Below are 23,126 nucleotides of genomic sequence, written 5' to 3'. Positions count from 1 at the left end.
GGCGGGCCGGCCGCTACGCGCCGAGTTGGCGCTGGAGGTACTGCGCCATCGTGCGCAGGATGATCCAGCACGAGGTGGCGCCCGCGTCGAGAACGCCGATCGAGCGTGGGCCCAGGCGGGCGGAGCGGCCGATGCGGGCCTGGAGATTCTTCGTGGAATTCTTTCCGGCCTCGGCGGCACGGGCCATGGCCTGCAATGCACCGGCGAAGCCGGCCCCGGATTCCAGGGCCCTGGCGTAGGCGTCGCGCGCCGGCACCAGGGTGTCGATGAGGGATTTGTCGCCGACCTGGGCATTGCCCAGGGTCTGGACGGTGGCGATGGCGCTGGCCAGCGCCTCGCCGAACAAGGCCGCGTCGAGCTGTGCATGGCCCTCCAGCGTGTTCACGAAGCCGAGGAAGAAGCTGCCGTACAGCGGCCCCATGGACCCGCCGATGTCGTCCATCAGCGCCTGCGACAGCTGCTCGAGCGCTGCCGGCAAGGAAGCGGCGCGTTCCGGGCCGATCGCATCCAGCCGTGCGCCGCAGCCGGTAAAGCCCTTGGCCATGTTGATTCCGTGGTCGCCGTCGCCGATCAGGCCATCGATTTCGCTCAGGAAGCCGCGGTTTTCGACGATGGCGGCGATCAGCTCGCGCACCATGCCCCCCGCGCCGTCGAGCGCGACGCAGGGGCCCTGGCATGTGCGCGGCGGCGCCGGCACCGCGCGGCGGGTTTCCGGCAGCGGCGGCTGCACGGCAGGCGCTGCGACCCTGCCCCGGACCGTGTCCGACCAATGCGCCTGCGCGGGGGCGCCGTGCGTGCCGGGCACGGTCATGCCCACCGAGCAGCAGGGCGCTCTCAGGCAGGCCTCGAGTTCGTCGTCGAGCCGCATCAGCGTCAGCGTCACGCCCATCATCTCCAGCGACGTGAACAGATTGCCGACCCGTTGGAAAGCCACCGCGATGCCGCGCTCGTCCAGGCGGCGGGACAGCTCGGCGTAGAGGATGTATAGCTCCATCAGCGGCGTCGCGCCCAGGCCGGAGACCAGGAGCGCCACGCGCTCCCCCCGGACGATGGGCAGGTCGGGCAGGACGGCGTCCAGCATGATTTCGGCCATCCCGGCGGCGCTCGGGGTGCGCTGCACGCCGATGCCGGGTTCCCCGTGGTGGCCGATCCCCAGTTCCATGTTGCCGGGCTCGATCTGGAAGTTGGCCTTGCCGACCGCCGGGATCACGCAGGCCGACAGGCCGATTCCGATGCTGCGGGTGTTGTCGATGGCCTTTTGCGCGGCGCCGACCACCGCGTCGAGGCTGGCGCCCTGCGCGGCCTTGGCGCCGGCGACCTTCCACATCAGGATCTCGCCGGCGACGCCGCGGCGTTTCGCTTCGTCGCCTTTCGGCGCCGACGGCACGTCGTCGTTGGCGACCACGGTTTGCACGCGGATGCCATCGCGGGCGGCCATCTGCACGGCCATTTTCACGTTCATGTTGTCGCCCGCGTAGTTGCCATAGAGGCAGGCCACGCCGGCGCCGCCGTCGGCCGCGCGCATCGCGTCATAAAAGCTCCTGGCCGTGGGCGAGGAGAAGATTTCGCCGACGGCGACCGCGTCGCACAGCCCTTCGCCGACGTAGCCCAGGAAGGCGGGCTCATGGCCCGACCCACCCCCCGTGACGATGCCCACCCGGCCCGGCTGCCGGGCGCCGATGCGCTGCACCACCCGGGCGTTGTCCGCATTCGCGCACAGGGTCTCGGCGTGCGCCGCGAGGAAGCCCCGAAGCATGTCTTCGACCACCAAATCGGGGTCGTTGATTACGCGATTGCCCGTCGTCATGCGAATGTCTCCATCGAAAGGCCGTAGGAAGCGGCCGATTGATAACCATATGTTCTGTATGTGATCATTTTGATCTGGCGGAAACAGGGTGTCAATTGAGGATGGCTGGGAGAAACCCCGTGGTAAATACTGATTTCTACGAAAATTCCTGTGGAAATCAGGAGATTGTGCGGCTTTTCCTTATTTTCCCGGGACCCACGCGCTTGACAAGCGCGTGGGTCCTGAGAATACTGCCTGACCAAATGATCTTTGCATGATCGTTTGTACTATTGAAGAAACACCATGAACATAGCCATTGGTTGCGACGAAGCGGCCTGCGATCTGAAGCGCATCGTCCGGCAGCACCTGCTCGCGCAAGGGCATGAAGTCATCGACTTCGGGACCCATGACAATGCGCCGGTGCTCTATCCGGACATTGCAATCGCCGTGGCGCAGGCGATCGTTCAAGGCCGCCACGAGCGCGGTGTGCTGCTGTGCGGCACCGGCATCGGCATGGCGATTTCGGCCAACAAGGTCCGGGGAATCCGGGCGGCGCAGGCCCACGACACCTATTCGGCCGAGCGCGCACGCCGCAGCAACGACGCGCAGATCGTCACGCTGGGTGCGCGCGTGATCGGCGCGGAACTCGCGAAATCCATCGTCGATCGTTTCCTCGAATCGGCCTTTGACGGCGGCAGGTCGGCGCTGAAGGTCGCTGCGATCAGCGACTACGAGCGCGCGCAGGCGGCGCTGCCGCGCGCACCGGGCGCCTGAGCAAGGCATCTCCGGTGTTCTGGCGCGTTCCCCAGTTACTACCCGATGCCCCGCACAAGAAGCCGGCCTGGACTGCGACTTCCTTCCCCTTTCCCCCTTCGTCGATTCCACTCCCAAGGAGACCTGCCCATGCGATTCCTCAAACTCATTGCCGTTTCTGTGGCCGTGCTTGCCCTCGCCGCGGCCCCGGCCGCAGCGCAGAAAAAGCCCTACAAGATAGGAGCCGCCGTCTACGGCCTCAAGGGCGAGTTCATGCAGCTCTGGGTGAATGCCTTGAAGGAGCACCCCGCAGTCAAGGACGGCAGCGTCAAGCTCACCATCTTTGACGGAAAGTACGATGCGCTGACGCAGAACAACCAGTTCGAGACGATGGTCACGCAGAAATTTGACGGGATTTTGTTCGTGCCGATCGACATCCAGGCCGGTGCGCAGGCGGTGGAAAAGGCCGCCGAAGCAAAGATTCCCGTAGTCGGCTCGAACGCCCGCGTGCTCAGCGACAAGCTCGTCTCCTATGTCGGCTCCGACGACACGGTGGCCGGCGCATTGGAGGCCGAGGCCGTGATCAAAGCCATGGGCGGCAAGGGCAACGTGGTCATCATCGAGGGGCCGATCGGGCAGTCCGCGCAGATCGAGCGGCGCAAGGGCAACCAGGCGGCGCTTGCCAAATACAAGGACGTGAAGGTGCTGGAGATGAGGACGGCGAACTGGTCGCGCGCCGAAGCCCTGTCGCTGATGGAAAACTGGCTCACGGCGCACGCCGGGAAGATCCACGGAGTCATCGGCCAGAACGACGAAATGGCGCTCGGCGCGATCGAGGCGCTCAAGGCCAAGGGGCTGTCGCCGAAGTCGATTCCCGTGGCCGGAATCGACGGCGTGACGGATGCGATCAGGGCCGTGAAGGAAGGCCACATGATGAGCATCCTGCAAGACGCGCAGGGCCAGGCGCAGGGAGGGCTGGACGTGCTCTTGCGCCACATCGTCGGGCCCGGCTACGAGCCACGCGCTGCCCTGTGGAACGACTACGCCAGCGAGGGTCTGAGCTGGGGCGACGGCACGGCCCGGCAGTACAACGTGCCCTGGACGCCGATCACGCTGCAGAATGCGGACGCGCTCCTGGCCAAGCGCAGCAAGTAATAGAGCAACAGCCGCTCAAGTAGTAACAGCAGCAAATTGCCAGCAGGTCATCAAAGGTGCCATCATCGTGGCGGCGGGGCGACTCGATGTCTCGTGCAGCAGGTCTGACCTGCGACACCGTCCCCCGTCGTCCATTCCATTCCCAAGGAGATCTGGCCATGCGATTTCTCAAGCTCATCGCCGTGTCCGCGGCCGTGCTTGCCCTTGCGGCCCCGGCCGCGGCCCAGCAAAAGGTCTACAGGATAGGAGCCGCCGTCTACGGCCTCAAGGGCGAGTTCATGCAACTCTGGGCGAATGCGTTGAAGGAGCACCCCGCAGTCCAGGACGGCAGCGTCAAGATCACCGTATTCGACGGCAAATACGATGCGCAGACGCAGAACAACCAGTTCGACACGATGATCACGCAGAAATTCGACGGGATTTTATTCGTGCCGATCGACAGCCAGGCCGGCGCGCAGGCGGTGGACAAGGCCGTTGCGGCGAAGATTCCCGTGGTCGGCTCGAACGCCCGCGTGAACAGCGAGAAACTCGTTTCCTATGTCGGCTCCGACGACACGGTGGCCGGCGCACTGGAAGCCGAGGTCGTGATCAAGGCCATGGGCGGCAAGGGCAATGTGCTCATCATCGAGGGGCCGATCGGGCAGTCCGCGCAGATCGAGCGGCGCAAGGGCAACCAGACGGTGGTTGCGCGCTACAGGGACGTGAACGTGCTGGAGATGAAGACGGCGAACTGGTCGCGTGCCGAAGCCCTGGCGCTGATGGAGAACTGGCTCACGGTGCACGCCGGGAAGATCCACGGAATCATTGGCCAGAACGACGAAATGGCGCTCGGCGCGATCGATGCATTGAAGGCCCGGGGGCTGTCGCCGAAGTCGATTCCCGTGGCTGGAATCGACGGCATTTCGGACGCGATCAAGGCCGTGAAGGAAGGCACTATGGTGAGCATTCTGCAGGACGCGCAAGGCCAGGCGCAGGGGGGGCTGGACGTGCTCTTGCGCCATCTCGTCGGGCCCGGCTACAAGCCGCGTGCGACCGTGTGGGAAGACTACGCCAGAGAGGGGCTGCACTGGGGCGACGGTACGGCCCGGCAGTACAACGTGCCCTGGACGCGGATCACGCTGCAGAATGCGGACGCGCTCTTGGTCAAACGCAGCAAATGACGCAGCAAACAACGCAGCACAGGGCTTGATCTCCATGTCTTCTTCTTTCGAACGGGCTTTCGATCTTTCGGGCCAGGTGGCGCTGATCACCGGCGGCGCCTCGGGAATCGGCCTTGCGGTGGCCGAACTCTTTGCCGACCGGGGCGCCCGGCTGGTGCTGCTCGACCTCAGCGAAAGCGTGCTGGCGTTGGCGCAGCAGCTGCCGGGACAGCATCTCGCCGTGGTCTGCAACGTGGCCGACACCACGCAACTCAAGTCCGCCGTGGGTCGTGCGCTGGAGCGTTTCGCGCGCATCGACATCCTGGTCAACAATGCCGGCGTGGGGCTGCTCGACCGGGCCGACGCGGTGCAGGAGGCCGATTGGGACAAGACCATGGCGATCAACCTGAAGGCGCCGTTTTTTCTGGCCCAGGCCGTCGCCCCGGTGATGGCGGGGCAGGGTGGGGGGCGCATCGTCAACCTGGCGTCGCAGGCCAGCGTGATTGCGCTCGAGCGGCACGCGGCCTACTGCGCGAGCAAGGCCGCCCTGGTGTCCCTGACCCAGGTGCTGGCGCTCGAATGGGCGCCGCTGGGAATCACGGTGAACGCGGTCTCGCCGACCGTGGTCGAAACCGAGCTGGGCAAAAGGGCCTGGGCCGGCGAGGTCGGCGAGGCCATGAAGAAGAAAATCCCGACCGGCCGCTTCGCGCAGCCGGCCGAGATCGCCGCAGCCATCCTGTACCTGGTGAGCGGGCACGCGGGCATGATCACGGGCGAGAACCTGGTCATCGACGGGGGCTACACGATCCAATGAGGCCCCGTGCCCCATGACCGAACTGTACCTGGTGAGCGGGCACGCGGGCATGATCACGGGCGAGAACCTGGTCATCGACGGGGGCTACACGATCCAATGAGGCCCCGTGCCCCATGACCGAAAGCGAACTGGCACAGCTGGCGACCCTGTACCACGTCGACGGCTGCACGCAGGATGATCTGTCCAGGCAATTCGGCATCTCCCGGGCGACCGTGGGCCGCTTGCTGCGCCGCGCGCGCGAGGAGGGCATCGTCGAGATCCGGGTGCGTCCGCACGCGATCTTTGCCGCCGACCTCGAGCGCCAGCTGACCGAGCGCTTTCGCATCCAGCGCGCGCTGATCGCGGTGGACCACAAGGATTCCGACAAGCAGCGCGAACTGCTCGCGGGCTTGGTCGCGAGCGAGCTCGACCGCATCCTGCTCGACGGCAGCGTGGTCGCCGTCGGGATGGGGCGCAACCTGTCTTGCGTGTCCGAGCACGCCATGTCGACCACCCGCAGGGAGTGCAACTTCGTGAGTGCCATCGGCGGTTCGTACCGGGGCGGCGAGGCCATGAACGCGGACCACATCGCACGCCGGCTGGCCGCGCGCTTCGGCGGCAAGTCCGAATCCCTGTACGCGCCGGCGCTGGTCGGCGACCCGCAGGTGCGCCGGGCGCTGCTCGAAAACGACACCGTGCGCCACACGCTGGACAAGGCCCGGCGTGCCGATGTCGCGCTCATCGGCGTTGGCGACGTCAGCGTGGACAGCAACATGGTGCGCATGGGCTGGTTCAGCGCGCAGGAGATTTCCGAGGCCAGGCGCGCAGGAACGGTCGGCGACATGATGGGCTACGACTTCATCGACATCCATGGCCGGCCGGCGCCGACGCCGATGCAGGGACGGGTCATCGGCCTGACGCGCGATGACCTGCAGCGCATCCCGAACGTCATCGCGGTGGCCGCCGAAACCAGCAAGGTGACGGCGATCCTGGGGGCCTTGCGCACCGGGACCATCGATACCCTGGCGACGACGGCGGGCAACGCTGCTGCCGTCCTGCAGTTGGAAGCGGCGATGAACTCCGCGCGCTGAAGGCGCCCGCGCGCGAACGGACGCGTGCGCCCGGGGCTTCAGTCATTGCTTTCCATTTTTACCGGAGAAGCCCTGTATTGGCGGCTTTCATACGGTCTTTTGAGCCCGGTAATCCTCTACATTTGCAGTAACCTTCGGCGGAATTGCGTTGACTGCAGCCTTGCCTGTTGCACCGTGCCCGGGCTGTCGCCCAACAAGTTCAAAGCATGCTCGTCATCATTGGTTACATCGTCTGCCTAGGCTGCATTTTCGGCATGTACGTCGTGCATGGGGGAAACATGGGCGTGATCCTCCGGGCCCTGCCTTTCGAGATCGTGACCATCCTGGGTGGCGCGCTCGGCGCCTTCGTGGTGAACAACCAGCCCAAGGTGCTCCGGGCCACGCTGCGCGCCATCCCGTTGGCGCTCAAGGGCTCCAAGTACACCAAGGAACGCTACATGGAGTTGATGAGCATGCTCTACGAGATCTTGCAGAAGGCGCGCAAGGAAGGGCTGATGGCGATCGAAAAGGACGTCGAGGCGCCGCACGAATCGGAGATCTTCAGGAAGTACCCGACAGTGGGCAGCGACCGCCACGTCGTCGAGTTCACCACCGACTATCTGCGCATGATGGTCTCGGGCAACCTGAACGCGCACGAAATCGAGGCGCTCATGGACAACGAGATCGAAACCCACCACCAGGAGGCGCACGCCCCCGTGGCCGCGCTGGCCCGTCTGGCCGGGGCCTTGCCCGCGTTCGGGATCGTTGCCGCCGTGCTCGGGGTGGTGAACACCATGGCGTCCGTGGGCCAGCCGCCTGCGGTGCTCGGCAGCATGATCGGCTCGGCGCTGCTCGGCACCTTCCTCGGAATCCTGCTCGCTTACGGGGTGGTCGAGCCGCTGGGCGGCCTGGTCGAGCAAAAGACCGAGGATGCGTCCAAGGAACTGCAGTGCATCAAATCCACCCTGCTGGCGAGCATGCAGGGGTACAACCCGACGACGGCCATCGAGTTTGGCCGCAAGGTGATCTTCTCCTGCGTGCGCCCCAGCTTCTTGGAGCTGGAGGGGCATGTCAAGGGCCGCAAGTCGTAGCCACCCGCCACTAGCCAGCACGTCGCCATGGCTGAAAAGAAACCCCCACCCCCCTTCATCATCAAGCGCGTCAAAAAGAGCGGCCACGCCGGGCATTCCGCCGTCTGGAAGATCGCCTACGCCGACTTCGTGACCGCCATGATGGCGTTCTTCCTGCTGATGTGGCTGCTGAGCTCGACTGCCAAGGAGGAACTGCAGGGGATTCAGGCCTATTTCGCAGCGCCCCTGAAAACGGCGCTGACCGGTGGCGAGAAGACCAGCAACGGCTCCAGCGTGATTCCCGGGGGCGGCGACGATCTGACCCGGGCGCATGGCCAGAACCGGAATTTGGGCCTGCAAGAGGCCAAGCGCCGCCGCATGGAACTCGAAGCCGCACGCGCGCGGCAGGACCGCGAGCGCATCGAGTCCCTGCAGGCCCGGATCGCCGCACTGATCACCGAGACCCCCCGGCTGAGCGAATACCGCTCGCAGATCCGCATCGACATGACGCCCGACGGCCTGCTGATCCAGATCACCGACGAGCAGAACCGGCCGATGTTCGACAGCGGCAGCGCGCTGGTCAAACCCTATATGCGGGACATCCTGCACGCGATCGGCGCTGCGCTCGGCGGTGTCGAGAACCGCATCAGCCTGGCAGGCCACACCGACGCCGTTCCCTATGGCAACAGCGAACGGGGCTACAGCAATTGGGAGCTTTCGGCGGACCGCGCGAATGCCTCGCGCCGCGAACTGGTCTCGGCCGGCATGCCGGACGCCAAGCTGGGCCGCGTCGTGGGCCTGGCGGCCAGCGACCTGCTGGTGCCGGAGAACCCGCGCGCGCCCGCGAACCGGCGCATCACCATCACCGTGCTGACCCAGGAGGCCGAAGAACGGCTCATGGGCAAGGGGCTTCCCGCAATCCCCGCAGCCGCGCTGCTCGATGAAAAGCAGGAGCATCCCGCGCCCGACAGGTAACGACCACGGCTTGCCGCCCAAACCACCCTCCCATGACAATCATGACAATCCCTGCAATCTGTTCCGACCGAAAGGGGCTCCAGTGACCACTGCCCTGCGTTTTTTGATCGTTGACGACTTCTCCACCATGCGGCGCATCGTGCGCAATCTGCTCAAGGAGAGCGGATTTGCCGATGCCGACGAGGCGGAAGACGGCGTTGTCGCGCTGCACAAGCTGCGCAACGGCAGATTCGATTTCGTGGTGACCGACATCAACATGCCCAACATGAACGGCTTTCAACTGCTCGCCGAGATCAAGAAGGACGACAAGCTCAAGCACCTGCCGGTTCTGATGGTCACGGCCGAAGCGCGCAAGGAAGACATCGTCGCGGCCGCGCAGGGGGGGGCGGCGGGCTATATCGTCAAGCCCTTCACCAAGGCGACGCTCGAAGAGAAAGTGACCTTGATTCTGAAGAAGATGGGGTTGTGACACCATGCAAGACATACCCGACGACAGCCCGCAGCCTGCCCCGCCCGTTGCCGTGCGCCAAAAAATCGGCGTGCTCACACGCCAACTGCACGACGCGCTCGACGAACTGGGCTACGCGGAGAAACTGCGCAGTTCCATGGGCGAACTGCCCGACGCGCAGAGCCGCCTGTCGTACATCGCCCGCCTGACCGGTGAAGCCGCGGAAAAAGTGCTCAACCGCGTGGACCAGGCGAAGACGCAGAACGACTACATCGCCGCCGAGGCGCGCCGCGTGGGGGCGTCCCTGGTGAAGGACCCGGTGGCCACCGTGGCCCGGGGGGAAATCATGAATTTCCTCTCCGATGTCGAGCGCGTGGCGCGCGAGGCCGACACGCATCTGACCGAAATCATGATGGCGCAGGATTTCCATGACCTCACGGGCCAGGTGATCGCCCGTGTGGTGCATCTGGCGTCCACCCTGGAAGAGCAACTGCTGCAACTGCTCATACAGACCGCGCCGTCGCCCCCCGCCGCCGCTGCTGCCGTGGAGTCTGCGCGCGCGCGCCTGCATGGGCCGGTGGTGGACCCGCAGAACACCCCCGACGTGGTCACCGACCAGTCGCAGGTGGACGACTTGCTCGCCAGTTTGGGGTTCTGACATCGCCTCTTCCGGAGGGAGGCGGCGCGCAACGCGCCCGCCGCCCGCGTGTGCCGGTGCCACCCACGCTGTCGCTGACGCGACGGATCAGGCCAGGGGATGCGGGTTTGCTTTGTGTCCTGCCGCCCTTGCGGCTTGTAGAGTGTCCGGTAGTTGCATCCCCGGGCCCGACCGCACCCCACACACCATGGCTCTCATCCACTACCTCACCCAGATCCAGTTTGCATTCGGCGCCGTCGGCTTGCTCGGGCAGGAATGCGCGCGCGCCGCAATCACGCGCCCGCTGGTCGTCACGGACCCCGGGGTCCGGGCCGCGGGCGTGCTGCAGAAGGCGCTCGACGCGCTGCACGACCTGCCTGTGGCGGTTTTCGACCAGACGCCCTCCAACCCCACAGAAGCCGCCGTGCGCGCCGCGGTGCAGATCTACCAGGCCCAGGGCTGCGACGGCCTGGTCGCCGTGGGCGGTGGCTCGGCCATGGACTGTGCCAAGGGCATCGCGATTGCCGCCACGCACGCCGGGCCGCTCAGGCAGTACGCCACCATCGAGGGCGGTGCGCCGCGCATCACCGAGCGCGCCGCGCCGCTGATCGCCGTGCCCAGCACCAGCGGCACGGGAAGCGAGGTGGCGCGCGGCGCCATCCTCATCGTCGACGACCAGCGCAAGCTCGGTTTTCACTCCTGGCACCTGCTGCCCAAGGCCGCCATCTGCGACCCCGAACTCACGCTCGGCCTGCCGCCCCAGCTCACGGCGGCCACGGGAATGGACGCCATCGCGCACTGCATGGAAACCTTCATGTCGGCCGCCTTCAACCCGCCCGCCGACGGCATTGCGCTCGACGGCCTGGCCCGCGGCTGGGCGCATATCGAGCAGGCCACGCGCAACGGCGCCGACCGCGGCGCGCGCCTGCACATGATGAGCGCCAGCATGCAGGGCGCCCTGGCGTTCCAGAAGGGCCTGGGCGCCGTGCACTCGCTCAGCCACAGCCTGGGTGGAATCGACCCGCGCCTGCACCATGGCACGCTCAACGCCCTGTTCCTGCCGGCCGTGGTGCGCTTCAACGCCGAGGCCGAGTCGGTGCAGAAAGAACAGCGCCTGGAGCGCATGGCCCACGCCATGGGTCTGGCCTCTGGCGGCGATATTGCGCACGCCATCCGCGCCATGAACGCCCGCCTGGACCTGCCCACGGGCCTGGCCGCGCTGGGCGTGACGCGCGCCATGTTCGACGCAATCATCGCCGGCGCCATGGCGGACCACTGCCACAAAACCAATCCGCGCGTCGCCACGCCCGAGGATTACCGGGACATCCTGAGCGCGGCGCTGTAGCTGTAGCGCCCAATTCAGCCATCCACCACGCAAGCGCGCGGAAACACCCGGGCGGGCCGTCGGCGGCAGAAGCGCAGAATTCGCTTGACTTGCAATTGCGAATCGTTATCATTTCCTGAAAGCACCCCGCAATGCCACAGGAAAACCCCATGCAAGCCTCCATGACCTCCTCCTTCCCGCTTCTGCATCCCGTCCCCGCCGACAGGGCAGGGGTGCCCAGCGCCGCCGACGCCGCCGCCCGTTGCGCAGGGACCATGGCTTTTTCCTTCGACAGCAGCACCCTGCTCCAGGGCCAGAAGGCCGTGACCATCAGCCACAACGGCTCGGTGTACCGCCTGCAGGCCACCAAGCTGGGCAAGCTGATCCTGACCAAATAAGGAACCGCCGACGGTTGTCCGTTTCATCGTGGGGCGACTCCCGGGTTCATCAACGAGCCCGCAAGAGTCGTTTTTAAAGCCAGCCAACGGGCTTGCCCGCGTAGCCAGGCTTTTTTTTTGCCCATACCAGCAGCGGGGTTGACCGGGTTCACGGCCCCGGATTCCCCTGGCGCTGCACCTCACCCGCGCCCCATGCGGGGTGTTTCCATTGAGCTGCCAGCGGCCCAGTCCGGGCCTTGCAACTGCCTGATCGGCTGCCCTGCCACGGCCTGCAAAGCGGCTGGATCGATGCGCTCCGGCGCCAGATCCGCCAGGGGCCGCAGCACGAAGGCGCGTTCGGCCATGCGGGGATGGGGCACGGCCAGGTCCGCGCTGTCGATGACCAAGTCGCCAAACCACAGAATGTCCAGATCCAATGTGCGCGGCGCGTTGCGGTAGGGGCGCGCGCGGCCTGCGGCGCGTTCTATGGATTGCAGCGCCGCGAGCAGCGGCCCGGGCGCGAGGGTGGTGCGCAGTTCGGCCACGGCGTTGAGGTAGTCGGGCCCCTGCGCGTACAGGCTGGCGCTGCCGTACAGGGGGGAGACGCGCTGCACGCGCGTTCCGGGCAGGCCGTCCATGGTCGCGAGGGCCGCGCGCAGGCTGCGCTCGCGCTCGCCCAGGTTCGCCCCCAGGCCGATAAAAACGGGCACCAGCGGGGCTGCGGTCGGTTCGGCCATGGGGTGGTGGTGGGCCGGCGCTGCGGGCTCTCAGTCCAGCGGGGTTGCCGTGTCGTTCCCGGCGCCATCGGCAGCGCCATCGGGCTTGCGGCGCCGGCGGCGGCGCTTCTTGGGGGCGTGGTCTTGCGCTGGCAGCGCCGGCTCCGGATCTGCGGCCACGGCGGGTGGCGCATTGCGTGGCAAGCGCCGCGCGACGGGCGGGGCCTTGGGGCGCGCCTTTTGCTCTTCACGGGCCTGGTCCATGAGGTCTTGGCGGCGTTCGTCGTCGGCATCCTGGAAGTCCTGCCACCACGCGGCCAGGGCTTCCGACACCTCGCCGATATCCGCGCGCAGGCGCAGGAAGTCGAAACCGGCGCGCAGGCGCGGCTGCGTCAGCATGCCAAACGGGGTGTTGCCCACGCGCTTTTCAAAGCGTGGCTGTAGCGCCCAGATCTCGCGCATGTCGGCGGCCAGCTTGCCGCGGCCCGAGACCTCGCCGATGCGCTGCTCGAACACTTCGTCGATGGCCTCTTGCAGCGCGGGCTGTGGGTGCTGGCGCTGGTTCAGGCGCCCGGTCCAGCCCCGGCGCACGTCCTCCCAGAGCACGCAGGCGAGCAGAAAGCTCGGGGCCACGGATTTGCCCTGGCCGACGCGGCGGTCGGTGTCGAGCAGCGCGGCCTGCACGAGGGCCGATTCGGCACGTTCCACGGTCAGGTCGAGCAGCGGGTAGATGCCCCGGGCCAGGCCGAGCTTGCGCAGTTGCCCGATGGTGGCGATGGCGTGGCCCGTTTGCAGCAGCTTGAACATTTCATCGAACATGCGGCTCTGCGGCACGTCGGCGAGCAGCGCCTGCGACTGCACCAGCGGGGCGGCGGTTTTGGCCTCGATGCCAAAGCCCAGGGGGCTGAGCTTGGCGGCAAAGCGCACGGCGCGCAGGATGCGCACTGGGTCTTCACGGTAGCGCGCGGCCGGATCGCCAATCATGCGCAAGGTCTTCTTCTTGGCGTCGCGCAGGCCCTTGTGGTAGTCGACGACGATCTGGCCCACCGGGTCGTAGTACATGGCGTTCACGGTGAAGTCGCGGCGCGTGGCGTCTTCGTCCTGCGGGCCCCAGACGTTGTCGCGCAGCACGCGGCCACTGGCGTCCACGGCATGCTGCATGCCCGACAACTGCGCCCGGCTGGTCTTCTCGTTGCCTGCGACCTGGTCCGCGGCGGCGTTGTCCAGGTAGGCGCGGAAGGTGGCGACCTCGGTCACCTCATGCTCGCGGCCCCGGCCATGCACGACGTGCACGATGCGAAAGCGCCGGCCGATGATGAAGGCGCGGCGAAACAGGCGCTTGACCTGCTCGGGCGTGGCATTCGTCGCCACGTCGAAGTCCTTGGGGCGCAGGCCCAGCAGCAGGTCGCGCACGGCGCCGCCGACGATGTAGGCGTCAAACCCGGCCTGCTTGAGCGTGGCCACGACCTCGGCGGCGTGGGGGTCCACCAGACCGGGGTCGATTCCGTGGACCGAGGCCGGAACCTCTTCGCGCTTGCCGAAATGCGGCTTGCTGCCCGGGGCGCCGGGCGTCGATTTGCCCAGCAGCTTGTCGATGAACTTCTTGATCATGGGTATGCAGTGAACGCAGGCAGCGGGGGATCAGGAGGATGGGGGCGCATCGGCGGCAGGGGCTCTGAACAGATCCAGTATGCGCCAGCCGCGTTCCCGGGCGAGCGCGCGCAGGCGCGGTTCGGGGTTGGTGGCCACGGGGTGATCGACCTTCTCGAGCAGCGGCAGGTCGTTCATGGAGTCGCTGTAGAACCGGCTCTCGACATCTTCCCAGGCCAGTTGCCGCTCGGCGAGCCATTGTTCCATGCGCCGCACCTTGCCCGCGCGCAGGGTGGGAACGCCGTCGATTTCGCCGCTGTACCAGCCGCCGGCATCGCGCGCCAACTGCATGGCCAGCAGCCCGGCGTCGCCCACGCCCAGCGCCCGGGCGATGGGGCGCGTCACGAATTCATTCGTCGCGGTGACGATCAGCACCTCGTCCCCCGCGGCCTGGTGCGTGCGCACCAAGGCCAGCGCCTGGGGCAGGATGGCCGGACCGATGACCTCGCGCATGAACTGCGCGTGGGCGGCCGCGGCTGCATCGGGTCCCCGCAGGCGCAGCGCTTCGGTGGCAAAGCGCACGTAGTCGTGCACGTCGAGCGTTCCCGCCTGGTAGTGGGCAAGGAACCTGTCGTTGCGCTGCGCAAACTGCGCCGCATCGCTCCAGCCGATGCGGACGGTGAACGCGCCCCAGGCATGGTCCGAATCGATGGGCAGCAGCGTGTGGTCGAGGTCGAACAGCGTCAGCCGCAGGCGGCGGGTGGGGGTGTCAGAGGTCATTCAGATCCACGAAAGAAGGCGGGGCATCACTGCGCCTCCTGGAGCATGCTCTTGAGCAGCGGGATGGTGATGGCGCGCTGCGTGCGCAGGGCAAAGGCGTCGAGTTGGTCGAGCAGTTGCATGAGGCTGCCCAGGTCGCGCGCGAAGCGGCGCAGCATGTAGTCCATGACCTCATCGCCCAGGAACACGCCCCGGGCGTCGGCTTCCTGGCGCAGCACGGCGCGGCGCTCGGCCTCGTCGAGCAATTGGAGCTGGAACACATGGCCCCAGCCCAGGCGGCTGCGCAGGTCGTCGCGCAAAGGCAGGTCCGCAGGCGGCAGGCGGCCGGCGGCGAGCACCCAGCGCTGCGGGCCGTTGGCGGGGCTGATGGCGTTGACGAACCAGTTGAAGGCCATGGCCTGCTGGGCGGGGTCGTACAGGTGCACGTCGTCCATGAGCACTGCGGTCCAGGTTTCGTCGAAATCCGGCGCGGCCGGGGACTGGAGCACACCCGGGTCCAGCCAGCCCACGCCGCCGCCCTGCTCGCGCAGGGCCTGGCGCACCGCCTCGAGCAGATGGGTCTTGCCGCTGCCGGACCCGCCCCAGAGGTAGGTGGGCAGCGGTGCGTGTGTGGCTTGGCCGCCGCCATCCCCGGCTGCCAGACGCAGGTGCTGCAAGGCGGCGCCATTCGGGCCGGCAAAGAAACGCCCCAGCGTGGGCCCTGTGGCCAAGCCGATATCCAGCGCCAGTTGCTTCATGCGCAGCCCCCGGGCCGCAGGTGCGGGCCGGTTGGCGTGGGAGCAGCGGACAGGGACAGGATGGGCAGCGGCATCATGGATGAATGGAGGGGCGCCCGGCCGCAGATGGCTGCAGCAGAGCGTGGCGAAGGAGCGGCGCACGGCGCACTGCCATGGCCCCCAAGCCTGCGCGGGAGGCGCGGCGGGAGCAGCGACGCGGGGACCGATTCTAGTCACAAACCGCGTGGGCGCAGAGCCTCAGAACGGCAGGCCGACGTAGTTTTCGGCCAGCGAACGCTGCGCTGCTTCGGAGGAGAACAGATAGGCCAGTTCCGTGTCCTGCAGTTTCCGGTCGTATTCGATGGCATCGGGGAAGCTGTGCAGCATGCCCGTCATCCACCATGAAAAGCGCTGTGCCTTCCACACCCGCGCCAGCGCTTTGCCGGAGTAGTTGTCGAGCCCCGCGCTCTCGCCCTCCCGGTAGTGCGCCAGCATGGCGTGGTACAGGTAATGGATGTCCGCTGCGCCTGATCGAGGCCCGGCTCATGCGCGAGGCGCGGCGCAACCTGGCCTGCACCCACCTGAGCATCGCCACGATTGCCTATGCCCTGGGCTACGCCGACCCCGCGTACTTCAGCCGTGCCTTCACCCGCGACGCGGGGCTGTCGCCCCGGAGCTTTCGGACGCAGGCGCCGGTAGCGGGATCGGGATCGGGCAGGGTCGGAAAATGAGAGAACCGTCCGCGTCCCTTGCGGCGGGGCCCGGGTTTTGCCGGCGCTTCACAGCTCCTCGACGCGGCGGGCCGGGTAACTGTCCCAAGTCTGGCAGCCCGGACATTGCCAGAAATGCCGGCGGGCCTCGAAGCCGCAGGCGGCGCAGCGGTAGCGCAGCAACGGTTTCACGGCATGCTCGAGCGCGCGCTCGATCTGCGGGTGGAACTCCTCGTGCTCCAGTTTTTCGGTCGCCAGCCATTTGGCCGTGGCAACCAGGGAGCGCTCCTTGTCCAGGTGCTGCACATAGCGTTGCCGGGCGGTGGCGCGTGTGGCCTCGTCGGTCGTCTCCAGGAGCACGATGCTTTCGAGCACGTCGAGCGATGGCGCCTGCGCGTAATGCGCCTGCAGCAGCTCTTGCACCTCGGCCACGCGCCCCGTGGCGCTGGCCGCCTCGACCATCAGCGGGGCCGCCAGCGGCAATGCGGCGGGGTTGTGCGCGGCCAGCGTTTTGAGCGTCGCCAGCAGCGCATCGGGTTGGCCCATCAGGCGCTGCAACCGGGCCAGCTCGATGCGCGCGCGTGCTGCCTCGGGGGCGGCGTGAATGGCCTGCTCCAGCAGGGCCTGGGCGGCAGGCAGATCGGTCAGCGCGAGCGCCTGCTCGCACAGGTAATGCGCCTGCCGGGTGCTGAAGTCGCCCTGGTCGGCGCCGTGCATCTTGCGTGCAATGCCGGCAGCACGCGGCCAGTCGCGCGAACGCTCGTAGATCGCCAGCAGGGCCAGGCGGGCCTGGGCTTCGAGGGCCGTGCCTTCGAGCCGGTGCAAAGCGTCCTCGGCCCGGTCGAGCAGGCCGGCCTTGAGGAAGTCCAGCGCCAGCGCGTGCTGGGCGCGTTCGCGGTCGCTGTGCTCCAGATCGCCGCGCGACAGCAGGTGTTCGTGCACGCGCACGGCGCGGTCGTATTCGCCCCGGCGGCGAAAAAGATTGCCCAGCGCAAAGTGCAGCTCGCAGGTGTCGGGGTCGTTCTGTACGGCCTCGATGAAGGCGTCGATGGCCTGATCCTGTTGCTCGTTGAGCAGGAAGTTCAGGCCCTTGAAATAGGCTTTCGGTGCCCGGCGGTTCTCGGCGCGCAACTGGCGCAGATCAAAGCGCGAAGCCAGCCAGCCCAGCACAAAGGCCAGGGGCAGGCCCAGCAGAATCCAGCCCAGGTCAAATTCCATGGATCGGGGGCAGATCGGGCGGCGCCGCGGCAGGGGGGGGCGCCGCGGCAGTGGCTGCGCTGACGGCTGCGGCAGCCTGCGCGCGGCGCGCGGCGGCGCGGTGCCGCCACCAGCGGGGCACCATGCCCAGCACACCGACGACAATTCCCGCCGAAAAGGCTGCCAGCACCACCAGCACCAGGGGCGCGCGCCACTGGGTGCCAAAGAAGAAATGCACGGTCGCCTCTTGCTGGTTGTTCAGCGCGAAGGCGAAGAGCGTAAAGAAAATGGCTGCCTTGAGCAGCCACAGCAGGTATTTCATCGGTCTCTCCAGTGGGGCCGATTCTAAAAGCTCCGGACCGGCGCCGCCGCAGCCAAACCAGCCAGCGATGCGTTGGCGACCCCGGCGCAGCGGACGGACGCAGCCCGGGGAGCGGTCGACGCATTCCACGCACCGGTCCCTTGGAGCCCACTGCGATGGTTTTTTGCCACTGCGACACCAGGGGCCGCCCCCGCTTGCAGTGCGCAGAGAATCCAAGGAATTACAAAATCAGGAGCCATTGGATTCTGCTTAAACCAATTTACGGACCAACGACAGCAGTTACCCGGAGCTACCGGGTTGGTGAGTCATGCCGGGTGTAAATTTCAGGTGCAGGATCAGCGGGAAAGTCGAAGAATCCTTTGACATCATGAGGCAGGGACCAAAAAGGAATTGGCTATGACGAAAGCAGATTCCGGGTCCAGGTGAGTCAGACAGAAGCGCACCGTCCAATAAGGTCCGCAGACCAAGGGGCTTTGCATTGCGTTTGCTTCCATGACCGGGGAGCAATGCATCTTGCTCCATGGATCGTTTCGATTATCTGAATCATCAGCCAAGCGCATGGCGGCGGCATACGGAAATGCGCGGAGAGAATCATGAGTGCCCTCAAAGTATCAACGCGACTGATCATCGGTTTCGGCCTGCTCGCACTGCTCGGCATGGGCATTGCATCCATTGGTGCGTACAAAATGAACACGCTGGCGACCGAACTCGACGAGGTCACCACGGACCGGATGGTCAAGGTGACCCAGTTCACGGAGATGAAAGACAATCTCAATGCCATCGATCGACACACCCGCAGCATCATTATTTCTGACGATCAGGCATTTCGTGAAGGCGAGAAAAGAAATATTATCGAACTCCGTGCAGCGAATGCCAAATTGCTGGAGAAACTGGAAAATATCGTTGAACTTCCAAAGGCCCGTGAATTCCTGAAAATCATCGACGCAGGCCGTGAAGAATACAACAAGACGGTTGATAAAACCATCGCTTCCGCAGAAAAAGGCGATAAGGCAGCCGCGGCTTCATTGTTGTTGGGGGATGTACGAACATTTCAAGAAAGATATTTCAACGCGTTGGAAGGGTCGCGCGATCTGCAAAAGGATATTGCGGACCAATTGTCCAGTAACGCCACGCAGTCATCGCACAGTTCCGTGATGTTGCTGGGGGTCCTCGCGGTGGCGATGGTCGCGATCAGTTTATTGGTGAGCTGGATCATCATCCGCGACCTTTCCAAATCACTGGGCGCCGAGCCCTCTGTACTGTCGAATATTGCCCAAAGCGTGGCAGACGGTGATTTGAGTGCCCATTTGCAGGTCAAAGCAGGGGATGCCGCCAGCGTGATGGCCGCAATGGCCCGCATGCAGACGGCATTGACCTCCGTGGTGGCGACCGTGCGCAGCGGGGCCGAAGGGGTGGCCACGGCAAGCGCAGAAATCGCGCAGGGCAATACGGATTTGTCCAGTCGAACGGAAGAGCAGGCGAGCGCACTCGAGGAAACCGCCGCGTCCATGGAGCAACTGTCGAGCACCGTGAAGCAAAACGCCGACAACACCCGGCAGGCGAATCAGCTGGCCGTCAGCGCGTCAACGGTGGCGACCCAGGGGGGCGAGGTCGTCGGCCAAGTGGTCGACACGATGAAGGTGATCAACGACAGCTCGAAGAAGATTGCCGACATCATCAGCGTGATCGATGGAATTGCCTTCCAGACCAATATCCTGGCGCTCAACGCCGCAGTGGAAGCGGCGCGTGCCGGCGAGCAGGGACGAGGCTTTGCCGTGGTCGCCAGCGAAGTGCGCAGCCTGGCACAAAGAAGCGCAGGCGCCGCCAAGGAAATCAAGACGCTCATCGACAACAGCGTGACGCAGGTCGAGCATGGCAGCACGCTGGTGAACAAGGCCGGCGTGACGATAACCGAAGTGGTCGCCGCCATCCGGCGCGTGACGGACATCATCGGGGAGGTCAGCGCTGCGAGCAACGAGCAGAGCCAAGGCGTGGCGCAGGTCGGGGAGGCCATCACGCAGATGGACCAGGTGACTCAGCAAAATGCTGCACTGGTCGAGGAAAGCGCCGCTGCTGCGAACAGCCTCAGTGCGCAGGCGCAGCAGTTGCAGCAGGCGGTTTCCATATTCAGGCTCGCGACCGACAGGGGGTTCAACCCGCAGCGCAAGTCCGGCGCCAACGCAACGCTGCATCCCTCGGCGCGCGCAATGGCCGCACCGTCTTCGGCGCAGCTGGCGATCGGCAGTGCCTGAGTCAGGCCAGGCCAAGTTGCCAAGCGGATGCGCCCGCAGGCTGTACGTGCACCGTGAACGACGTCCTTAGCGACGGCGCAGGACATGGACGTATTCCTCGCCCACGGTCTTTTGCTCCACCAGTTCATGGCCCGTCTGCCTGGAAAACGCCTGAAAATCCCTCAGCGACCCGCTGTCGGTCGCCAGCACCCTGAGCAACTGGCCGCTGGCCATGTCGGCCAGAGCCTTTTTGGCCTTGAGGATGGGCAGGGGGCAGTTCAAACCCCGGGCGTCGATTTCTTTGTCCATGGTCCTCAGTCGTTGGGCGGCAGGCTCAGCCCGCTGCGGCGCTGCGCGTTTTCTTCGGCGCTGAGAAACACCGGCTCATGCCCGCGGGTGCGCAACCAGTCCGCCAGCGCGTACCCCGTGCCTGCAGACCAGCACCTGAGGTCCGCCAGGTCATAGAGCCGGTAGTCCACCAGTTCGGGAGACAGGCGCACCCGGCCCTCGGCCACCACATGGTAGGCAATGATGACCTGGTTCATGCGCAGAAACTCGTAGGCGCCGACCAGCGTGCTGGAGCGCACATCGAGATCGGTCTCTTCCTTCACCTCGCGCGCAATGCCCTCCTGCGGTGACTCGCCGGCCTCCATGAAGCCCGTGATCAGTGCAAATACCTTGCCGGGCCACGCCGCATTGCGTGCCAGCAGCACCTTGCCGCCGACCTCGACAATGGCCGCCAGCACGGGCGTGGGATTGTTCCAATGCGTCCAGCCGCAGGCGGGGCAGCGCAGCCGCTCCTTGTCGCCACCATCCTCGGCCAGGGTGATGGCTTGCAATGCGCTGCCGCAATGCGCGCAAAACCGGGTTTCGTAATGCATGGGCGCTTGTTTTGATGGCGAGCAGTTGACTCAAATCCGGGGCGCAGCGCAGTCACGCCGGGAAGACGCCCGTCGACAGATACCGGTCGCCGCGGTCGCAGACGACGAACACGATGGTGGCATGGCTGCCGCGTGCCGCGATCTGCTGCGCCACCAAACAGGCGCCGGCTGCCGAGACCCCTGCGAAGATGCCTTCTTCGCGCGCCAGGCGGCGGCACATTTCCTCGGCATGGTCCTGGCTCACATAGAGCAGTTCGTCGACCGTGCTCGCGTCATAAATTCGGGGCAGATATTCCTGCGGCCACTTGCGGATTCCGGGAATGCGCGAGCCCTCCTCGGGTTGCACACCGATGACCTGGATCGCCGGGTTCTTTTCTTTCAGAAAGCGGGACACGCCGGTGATGGTGCCCGTGGTGCCCATGGCGCTCACGAAATGCGTGATCCGTCCACCGGTCTGCTCCCAGATCTCGGGGCCCGTGGTTTCATAGTGGATGCGCGGATTGTCGGCATTCGCGAACTGGTCCAGCACCTTGCCCTCGCCGCGCTCTTGCATGGCCTGCGCCAAGTCGCGTGCATATTCCATGCCCCCGCTCCTGGGCGTGAGCACCAGTTCGGCACCAAAGGCCTTCATGGTTTGCGCCCGCTCGATCGACAGATCCTCCGGCATTACCAGCACCATGCGATACCCCTTGATGGCCGCCGCCATCGCCAACGCGATGCCGGTGTTGCCGGAAGTCGCCTCGATCAGCGTATCGCCAGGACGGATCTCGCCGCGCTCTTGCGCACGGCGAATCATGGACAGCGCAGGTCGGTCCTTCACCGACCCCGCAGGGTTGTTCCCCTCCAACTTGCCCAGCACCACATTGCCGCGAGCGGCATTGTCCTTGGCCCCGATGCGTTGCAGCGCCACGAGCGGCGTGTGCGCCGCCGCGTCTTCGATCGTCGGATACTTCATACGCCCTACTGTGCCATAATTGCGGACTTCGCGAACCCCAGCCCGGGTGGTGAAATTGGTAGACACAGGGGACTCAGACCAAATTTGAGCCCTCTTGAAGAAATTCTTGAGGTGAAGCCCGTCAAACTCGGCGAAGGCCCTGGACGCAAAGTCCGAGCTAATACCGAGCCAAGCCCTCGAACCGAAAGGTCGGGGGAAGGTGTAGAGAGCAGACGGCGGGCACCTAAAGTCGCAAGACCATGGTGAAGGCGTGCTCCAGACCACGAACCCTCTGATCGAGGGGCGGTGAAAACCGAAGTGGTAAGAAAATCCCCCGCCGCGACGCGTGCCGGTTCGACTCCGGCCCCGGGCACCAAGTGGGTGTTCAAGCTTGTGCGTCAGGTGCACAAATCCACATAAATCAATGACTTACGGCACCACCCAGTGGTGGGTGGAGTGCACCCGTCGCACGCATTTGCACACTCTGCGCCCCCGAATTTCCCCCGGAAATCCCCCCCAATGGCGACCACCATCAACCTCAATGGCTTGCGCGACAGCGCCGCCGAGCCTACCCAAGCGGGAGGCTGCATAGTGGGCTGCCAAGCGGTCGGCTGAGTTGCTGGCCCCGGTTGACGGGCGCAGCTGCTGAGCTCAAGTCGTTTGCCCATTGCCTGCGGCGAATCGTTGCAGGCGCAGCCCCTCGGCGCGTGCCTCGGTCAGCAACTGGTTCCAATCGTCCGGAGGATGGCCACCCTCCAGCATCCTGCGGAACGCCCGGTAGGCGTCGTTACCGCTCTCGTAAGCGCGTTTGCTGTCCTCATCATGGACCCATGCGAGCACGATCACCTTGCTTGGCATGTGGTAGCGGAAGAACAGTCGGTATTGTTGGAAGAACTTGGCTCGGAACCAGTGCTTGTGGTCCCCGCCGAGGGTGTGGCCTTGGCGATACTCCCGCCGTGTCGGGTCCTGTGGGATGGCGTCGAACGCCAACTTGGTGATCGCTGCCAGTCGTTTGTTGGCGTTCCCTCTCACGTACCCGACAGGGTCCTGCTGCTTGAAGGCTTCGACCTGCCGAGCCAAGGCCTCAAGTTGCGAGAGAAACAGCGGGTGGGCAAAAATCGTCCAGCCATGAATGACCAGGGGCGTGGGCTTGCTCGAACTCATTCATCGTCCGGCGACAAGAGAGCGTCAAGATCGACCTCAATGCCACCGGTCAGCGCTTGGAGCCGTTGGACGAGGCCCGCATCCATGGCCTGCAGGCGCTCGGGATGGCTGGCGACATCGCGGGCCAGGAAACCCAGGAACGCGCCAAGCACCGGATCGTCCTCGTCAGAAGCATCGGCGCGCGTCAGAACGACTTCGCCGCCGGGGCGGATTGTGTAATGGATCTTGTCGCGCTTGCTCAGCCGGAGGGCGCGGCGCACGGTTTCCGGCACCGTAGTCTGGTAACGGTCGGTCAGCGTGGATTCGACTTCGAGGGTGGCAGGCATGGCGCATCTCCGGTCAGAGAGGAGGACGCTCC

The 23,126-nt window shown here is 65.8% G+C and carries 26 protein-coding genes; 13 read left to right on the top strand and 13 right to left on the bottom strand.

The window, feature by feature from the left end; all coding sequences use genetic code 11:
- Positions 1-13: 13 nt before the first annotated feature.
- The gene (gene dhaL, locus D5041_RS19485; protein ID WP_265285526.1) at positions 14-1,807 is read right to left on the bottom strand and encodes a dihydroxyacetone kinase subunit DhaL; all 1,794 of its coding nucleotides are present in this window, start codon (positions 1,805-1,807) and stop codon (positions 14-16) included.
- 282 nt (positions 1,808-2,089) lie between these two features.
- Between dhaL and rpiB the strand changes: the two genes are divergently transcribed.
- The 11 genes from rpiB to hemP all read left to right on the top strand — a co-directional run bounded on the left by rpiB (position 2,090) and on the right by hemP (position 11,548).
- Positions 2,090-2,560: a ribose 5-phosphate isomerase B gene (rpiB, locus tag D5041_RS19480; RefSeq protein ID WP_265282897.1), complete on the top strand. Its 471-nt coding sequence runs from the start codon at positions 2,090-2,092 to the stop codon at positions 2,558-2,560.
- A gap of 129 nt (positions 2,561-2,689) precedes the next feature.
- Positions 2,690-3,694: a substrate-binding domain-containing protein gene (locus D5041_RS19475; RefSeq protein ID WP_010103581.1), complete on the top strand. Its 1,005-nt coding sequence runs from the start codon at positions 2,690-2,692 to the stop codon at positions 3,692-3,694.
- A gap of 158 nt (positions 3,695-3,852) precedes the next feature.
- Positions 3,853-4,854, top strand: coding sequence for a substrate-binding domain-containing protein (locus D5041_RS19470; RefSeq protein WP_265285525.1), 1,002 nt, complete (start codon positions 3,853-3,855; stop codon positions 4,852-4,854).
- Positions 4,855-4,888: 34 nt separating this feature from the next.
- Entirely contained in the window at positions 4,889-5,647 is a 759-nt protein-coding gene (locus D5041_RS19465) for an SDR family oxidoreductase (RefSeq protein ID WP_010103580.1), read from the top strand.
- A gap of 113 nt (positions 5,648-5,760) precedes the next feature.
- A complete protein-coding gene (locus D5041_RS19460) occupies positions 5,761-6,717 on the top strand; it encodes a sugar-binding transcriptional regulator (protein ID WP_010103579.1) in 957 nt (318 codons plus the stop codon).
- Positions 6,718-6,923: 206 nt separating this feature from the next.
- Positions 6,924-7,787 carry a flagellar motor stator protein MotA gene (gene motA / locus D5041_RS19455; protein ID WP_265259101.1) on the top strand — a complete coding sequence of 288 codons (864 nt, stop codon included), beginning with the start codon at positions 6,924-6,926 and terminating at the stop codon, positions 7,785-7,787.
- Positions 7,788-7,814: 27 nt separating this feature from the next.
- The gene (gene motB, locus D5041_RS19450) at positions 7,815-8,741 is read left to right on the top strand and encodes a flagellar motor protein MotB (protein ID WP_265259100.1); all 927 of its coding nucleotides are present in this window, start codon (positions 7,815-7,817) and stop codon (positions 8,739-8,741) included.
- 82 nt (positions 8,742-8,823) lie between these two features.
- On the top strand, positions 8,824-9,210 hold the full coding sequence (gene cheY / locus D5041_RS19445) for a chemotaxis response regulator CheY (RefSeq protein WP_010106588.1): 387 nt from the start codon (positions 8,824-8,826) through the stop codon (positions 9,208-9,210).
- A gap of 4 nt (positions 9,211-9,214) precedes the next feature.
- The gene (locus D5041_RS19440) at positions 9,215-9,847 is read left to right on the top strand and encodes a protein phosphatase CheZ (RefSeq protein ID WP_010106585.1); all 633 of its coding nucleotides are present in this window, start codon (positions 9,215-9,217) and stop codon (positions 9,845-9,847) included.
- 187 nt (positions 9,848-10,034) lie between these two features.
- A complete protein-coding gene (gbd, locus tag D5041_RS19435) occupies positions 10,035-11,171 on the top strand; it encodes a 4-hydroxybutyrate dehydrogenase (RefSeq protein WP_265282900.1) in 1,137 nt (378 codons plus the stop codon).
- A 149-nt stretch (positions 11,172-11,320) separates the two neighbouring features.
- Complete coding sequence (gene hemP / locus D5041_RS19430) at positions 11,321-11,548, top strand: hemin uptake protein HemP (protein WP_265285524.1); 228 nt, start codon at positions 11,321-11,323, stop codon at positions 11,546-11,548.
- A gap of 179 nt (positions 11,549-11,727) precedes the next feature.
- Here hemP and folK read toward each other — a convergent pair whose 3' ends face one another.
- From folK to D5041_RS19405, 5 genes are all read right to left on the bottom strand, one after another.
- Positions 11,728-12,264, bottom strand: coding sequence for a 2-amino-4-hydroxy-6-hydroxymethyldihydropteridine diphosphokinase (gene folK, locus D5041_RS19425; RefSeq protein ID WP_010106579.1), 537 nt, complete (start codon positions 12,262-12,264; stop codon positions 11,728-11,730).
- A 30-nt stretch (positions 12,265-12,294) separates the two neighbouring features.
- Positions 12,295-13,854, bottom strand: a complete 1,560-nt coding sequence (gene pcnB, locus D5041_RS19420) for a polynucleotide adenylyltransferase PcnB (RefSeq protein ID WP_265259098.1) — start codon at positions 13,852-13,854, stop codon at positions 12,295-12,297.
- Positions 13,855-13,884: 30 nt separating this feature from the next.
- Positions 13,885-14,613 (bottom strand): HAD family hydrolase, encoded by a 729-nt coding sequence (locus tag D5041_RS19415; protein WP_265285523.1) that lies wholly within the window; start codon positions 14,611-14,613, stop codon positions 13,885-13,887.
- A 26-nt stretch (positions 14,614-14,639) separates the two neighbouring features.
- Complete coding sequence (gene hda, locus D5041_RS19410) at positions 14,640-15,350, bottom strand: DnaA regulatory inactivator Hda (protein WP_265282905.1); 711 nt, start codon at positions 15,348-15,350, stop codon at positions 14,640-14,642.
- Positions 15,351-15,587: 237 nt separating this feature from the next.
- A complete protein-coding gene (locus tag D5041_RS19405; RefSeq protein ID WP_010101381.1) occupies positions 15,588-15,824 on the bottom strand; it encodes a 4-hydroxybenzoate 3-monooxygenase in 237 nt (78 codons plus the stop codon).
- Between the two features lie 50 nt (positions 15,825-15,874).
- Here D5041_RS19405 and D5041_RS19400 point away from each other — a divergent pair, with 50 nt between their 5' ends.
- A complete protein-coding gene (locus D5041_RS19400) occupies positions 15,875-16,060 on the top strand; it encodes a helix-turn-helix domain-containing protein (RefSeq protein WP_265282906.1) in 186 nt (61 codons plus the stop codon).
- Between the two features lie 48 nt (positions 16,061-16,108).
- On the opposite strand, the gene lapB is transcribed toward D5041_RS19400, so the two are convergent.
- Both lapB and D5041_RS19390 read right to left on the bottom strand, forming a co-directional pair.
- Complete coding sequence (gene lapB / locus D5041_RS19395) at positions 16,109-17,257, bottom strand: lipopolysaccharide assembly protein LapB (protein ID WP_265285522.1); 1,149 nt, start codon at positions 17,255-17,257, stop codon at positions 16,109-16,111.
- Entirely contained in the window at positions 17,247-17,558 is a 312-nt protein-coding gene (locus tag D5041_RS19390) for a LapA family protein (protein ID WP_265259092.1), read from the bottom strand. Before D5041_RS19390 ends, lapB begins: the two co-directional genes overlap by 11 nt.
- A 593-nt stretch (positions 17,559-18,151) precedes the next feature.
- On the opposite strand from D5041_RS19390, the gene D5041_RS19385 reads away from it, so the two are divergent.
- On the top strand, positions 18,152-19,810 hold the full coding sequence (locus D5041_RS19385; protein ID WP_265282907.1) for a methyl-accepting chemotaxis protein: 1,659 nt from the start codon (positions 18,152-18,154) through the stop codon (positions 19,808-19,810).
- A 66-nt stretch (positions 19,811-19,876) separates the two neighbouring features.
- Here the strand turns inward: D5041_RS19385 and D5041_RS19380 are convergent, their stop codons facing one another.
- From D5041_RS19380 to D5041_RS19360, 5 genes are all read right to left on the bottom strand, one after another.
- Positions 19,877-20,098 (bottom strand): sulfurtransferase TusA family protein, encoded by a 222-nt coding sequence (locus D5041_RS19380; protein WP_265282908.1) that lies wholly within the window; start codon positions 20,096-20,098, stop codon positions 19,877-19,879.
- Positions 20,099-20,103: 5 nt separating this feature from the next.
- Positions 20,104-20,670: an NUDIX domain-containing protein gene (locus D5041_RS19375; RefSeq protein WP_265282909.1), complete on the bottom strand. Its 567-nt coding sequence runs from the start codon at positions 20,668-20,670 to the stop codon at positions 20,104-20,106.
- 52 nt (positions 20,671-20,722) lie between these two features.
- Positions 20,723-21,625: a cysteine synthase CysM gene (gene cysM, locus D5041_RS19370; RefSeq protein WP_010108058.1), complete on the bottom strand. Its 903-nt coding sequence runs from the start codon at positions 21,623-21,625 to the stop codon at positions 20,723-20,725.
- Positions 21,626-22,255: 630 nt separating this feature from the next.
- Positions 22,256-22,768 carry a type II toxin-antitoxin system YhaV family toxin gene (locus D5041_RS19365; protein WP_265282910.1) on the bottom strand — a complete coding sequence of 171 codons (513 nt, stop codon included), beginning with the start codon at positions 22,766-22,768 and terminating at the stop codon, positions 22,256-22,258.
- Positions 22,765-23,094: a type II toxin-antitoxin system PrlF family antitoxin gene (locus D5041_RS19360; RefSeq protein ID WP_265259088.1), complete on the bottom strand. Its 330-nt coding sequence runs from the start codon at positions 23,092-23,094 to the stop codon at positions 22,765-22,767. The genes D5041_RS19365 and D5041_RS19360 overlap by 4 nt, the downstream gene beginning before the upstream one ends.
- Between the last annotated feature and the right edge of the window lie 32 nt (positions 23,095-23,126).

This window comes from Verminephrobacter aporrectodeae subsp. tuberculatae (assembly GCF_026127385.1).
Taxonomy (GTDB): domain Bacteria; phylum Pseudomonadota; class Gammaproteobacteria; order Burkholderiales; family Burkholderiaceae_C; genus Acidovorax; species Acidovorax aporrectodeae.
This window is presented reverse-complemented; position numbering and strand designations above follow the sequence as displayed.

Excerpts from the sequence above, each read along its gene's own strand:
- dhaL (WP_265285526.1), bottom strand. The coding sequence starts at position 1,807 with ATGACGACGGGCAATCGCGTAATCAACGACCCCGATTTGGTGGTCGAA.
- rpiB (WP_265282897.1), top strand. The coding sequence starts at position 2,090 with ATGAACATAGCCATTGGTTGCGACGAAGCGGCCTGCGATCTGAAGCGC.
- D5041_RS19475 (WP_010103581.1), top strand. The coding sequence starts at position 2,690 with ATGCGATTCCTCAAACTCATTGCCGTTTCTGTGGCCGTGCTTGCCCTC.
- D5041_RS19470 (WP_265285525.1), top strand. The coding sequence starts at position 3,853 with ATGCGATTTCTCAAGCTCATCGCCGTGTCCGCGGCCGTGCTTGCCCTT.
- D5041_RS19465 (WP_010103580.1), top strand. The coding sequence starts at position 4,889 with ATGTCTTCTTCTTTCGAACGGGCTTTCGATCTTTCGGGCCAGGTGGCG.
- D5041_RS19460 (WP_010103579.1), top strand. The coding sequence starts at position 5,761 with ATGACCGAAAGCGAACTGGCACAGCTGGCGACCCTGTACCACGTCGAC.
- motA (WP_265259101.1), top strand. The coding sequence starts at position 6,924 with ATGCTCGTCATCATTGGTTACATCGTCTGCCTAGGCTGCATTTTCGGC.
- motB (WP_265259100.1), top strand. The coding sequence starts at position 7,815 with ATGGCTGAAAAGAAACCCCCACCCCCCTTCATCATCAAGCGCGTCAAA.
- D5041_RS19440 (WP_010106585.1), top strand. The coding sequence starts at position 9,215 with ATGCAAGACATACCCGACGACAGCCCGCAGCCTGCCCCGCCCGTTGCC.
- gbd (WP_265282900.1), top strand. The coding sequence starts at position 10,035 with ATGGCTCTCATCCACTACCTCACCCAGATCCAGTTTGCATTCGGCGCC.
- hemP (WP_265285524.1), top strand. The coding sequence starts at position 11,321 with ATGCAAGCCTCCATGACCTCCTCCTTCCCGCTTCTGCATCCCGTCCCC.
- folK (WP_010106579.1), bottom strand. The coding sequence starts at position 12,264 with ATGGCCGAACCGACCGCAGCCCCGCTGGTGCCCGTTTTTATCGGCCTG.
- pcnB (WP_265259098.1), bottom strand. The coding sequence starts at position 13,854 with ATGATCAAGAAGTTCATCGACAAGCTGCTGGGCAAATCGACGCCCGGC.
- D5041_RS19415 (WP_265285523.1), bottom strand. The coding sequence starts at position 14,613 with ATGACCTCTGACACCCCCACCCGCCGCCTGCGGCTGACGCTGTTCGAC.
- hda (WP_265282905.1), bottom strand. The coding sequence starts at position 15,350 with ATGAAGCAACTGGCGCTGGATATCGGCTTGGCCACAGGGCCCACGCTG.
- D5041_RS19405 (WP_010101381.1), bottom strand. The coding sequence starts at position 15,824 with ATGCTGGCGCACTACCGGGAGGGCGAGAGCGCGGGGCTCGACAACTAC.
- D5041_RS19400 (WP_265282906.1), top strand. The coding sequence starts at position 15,875 with ATGCGCGAGGCGCGGCGCAACCTGGCCTGCACCCACCTGAGCATCGCC.
- lapB (WP_265285522.1), bottom strand. The coding sequence starts at position 17,257 with ATGGAATTTGACCTGGGCTGGATTCTGCTGGGCCTGCCCCTGGCCTTT.
- D5041_RS19390 (WP_265259092.1), bottom strand. The coding sequence starts at position 17,558 with ATGAAATACCTGCTGTGGCTGCTCAAGGCAGCCATTTTCTTTACGCTC.
- D5041_RS19385 (WP_265282907.1), top strand. The coding sequence starts at position 18,152 with ATGAGTGCCCTCAAAGTATCAACGCGACTGATCATCGGTTTCGGCCTG.
- D5041_RS19380 (WP_265282908.1), bottom strand. The coding sequence starts at position 20,098 with ATGGACAAAGAAATCGACGCCCGGGGTTTGAACTGCCCCCTGCCCATC.
- D5041_RS19375 (WP_265282909.1), bottom strand. The coding sequence starts at position 20,670 with ATGCATTACGAAACCCGGTTTTGCGCGCATTGCGGCAGCGCATTGCAA.
- cysM (WP_010108058.1), bottom strand. The coding sequence starts at position 21,625 with ATGAAGTATCCGACGATCGAAGACGCGGCGGCGCACACGCCGCTCGTG.
- D5041_RS19365 (WP_265282910.1), bottom strand. The coding sequence starts at position 22,768 with ATGAGTTCGAGCAAGCCCACGCCCCTGGTCATTCATGGCTGGACGATT.
- D5041_RS19360 (WP_265259088.1), bottom strand. The coding sequence starts at position 23,094 with ATGCCTGCCACCCTCGAAGTCGAATCCACGCTGACCGACCGTTACCAG.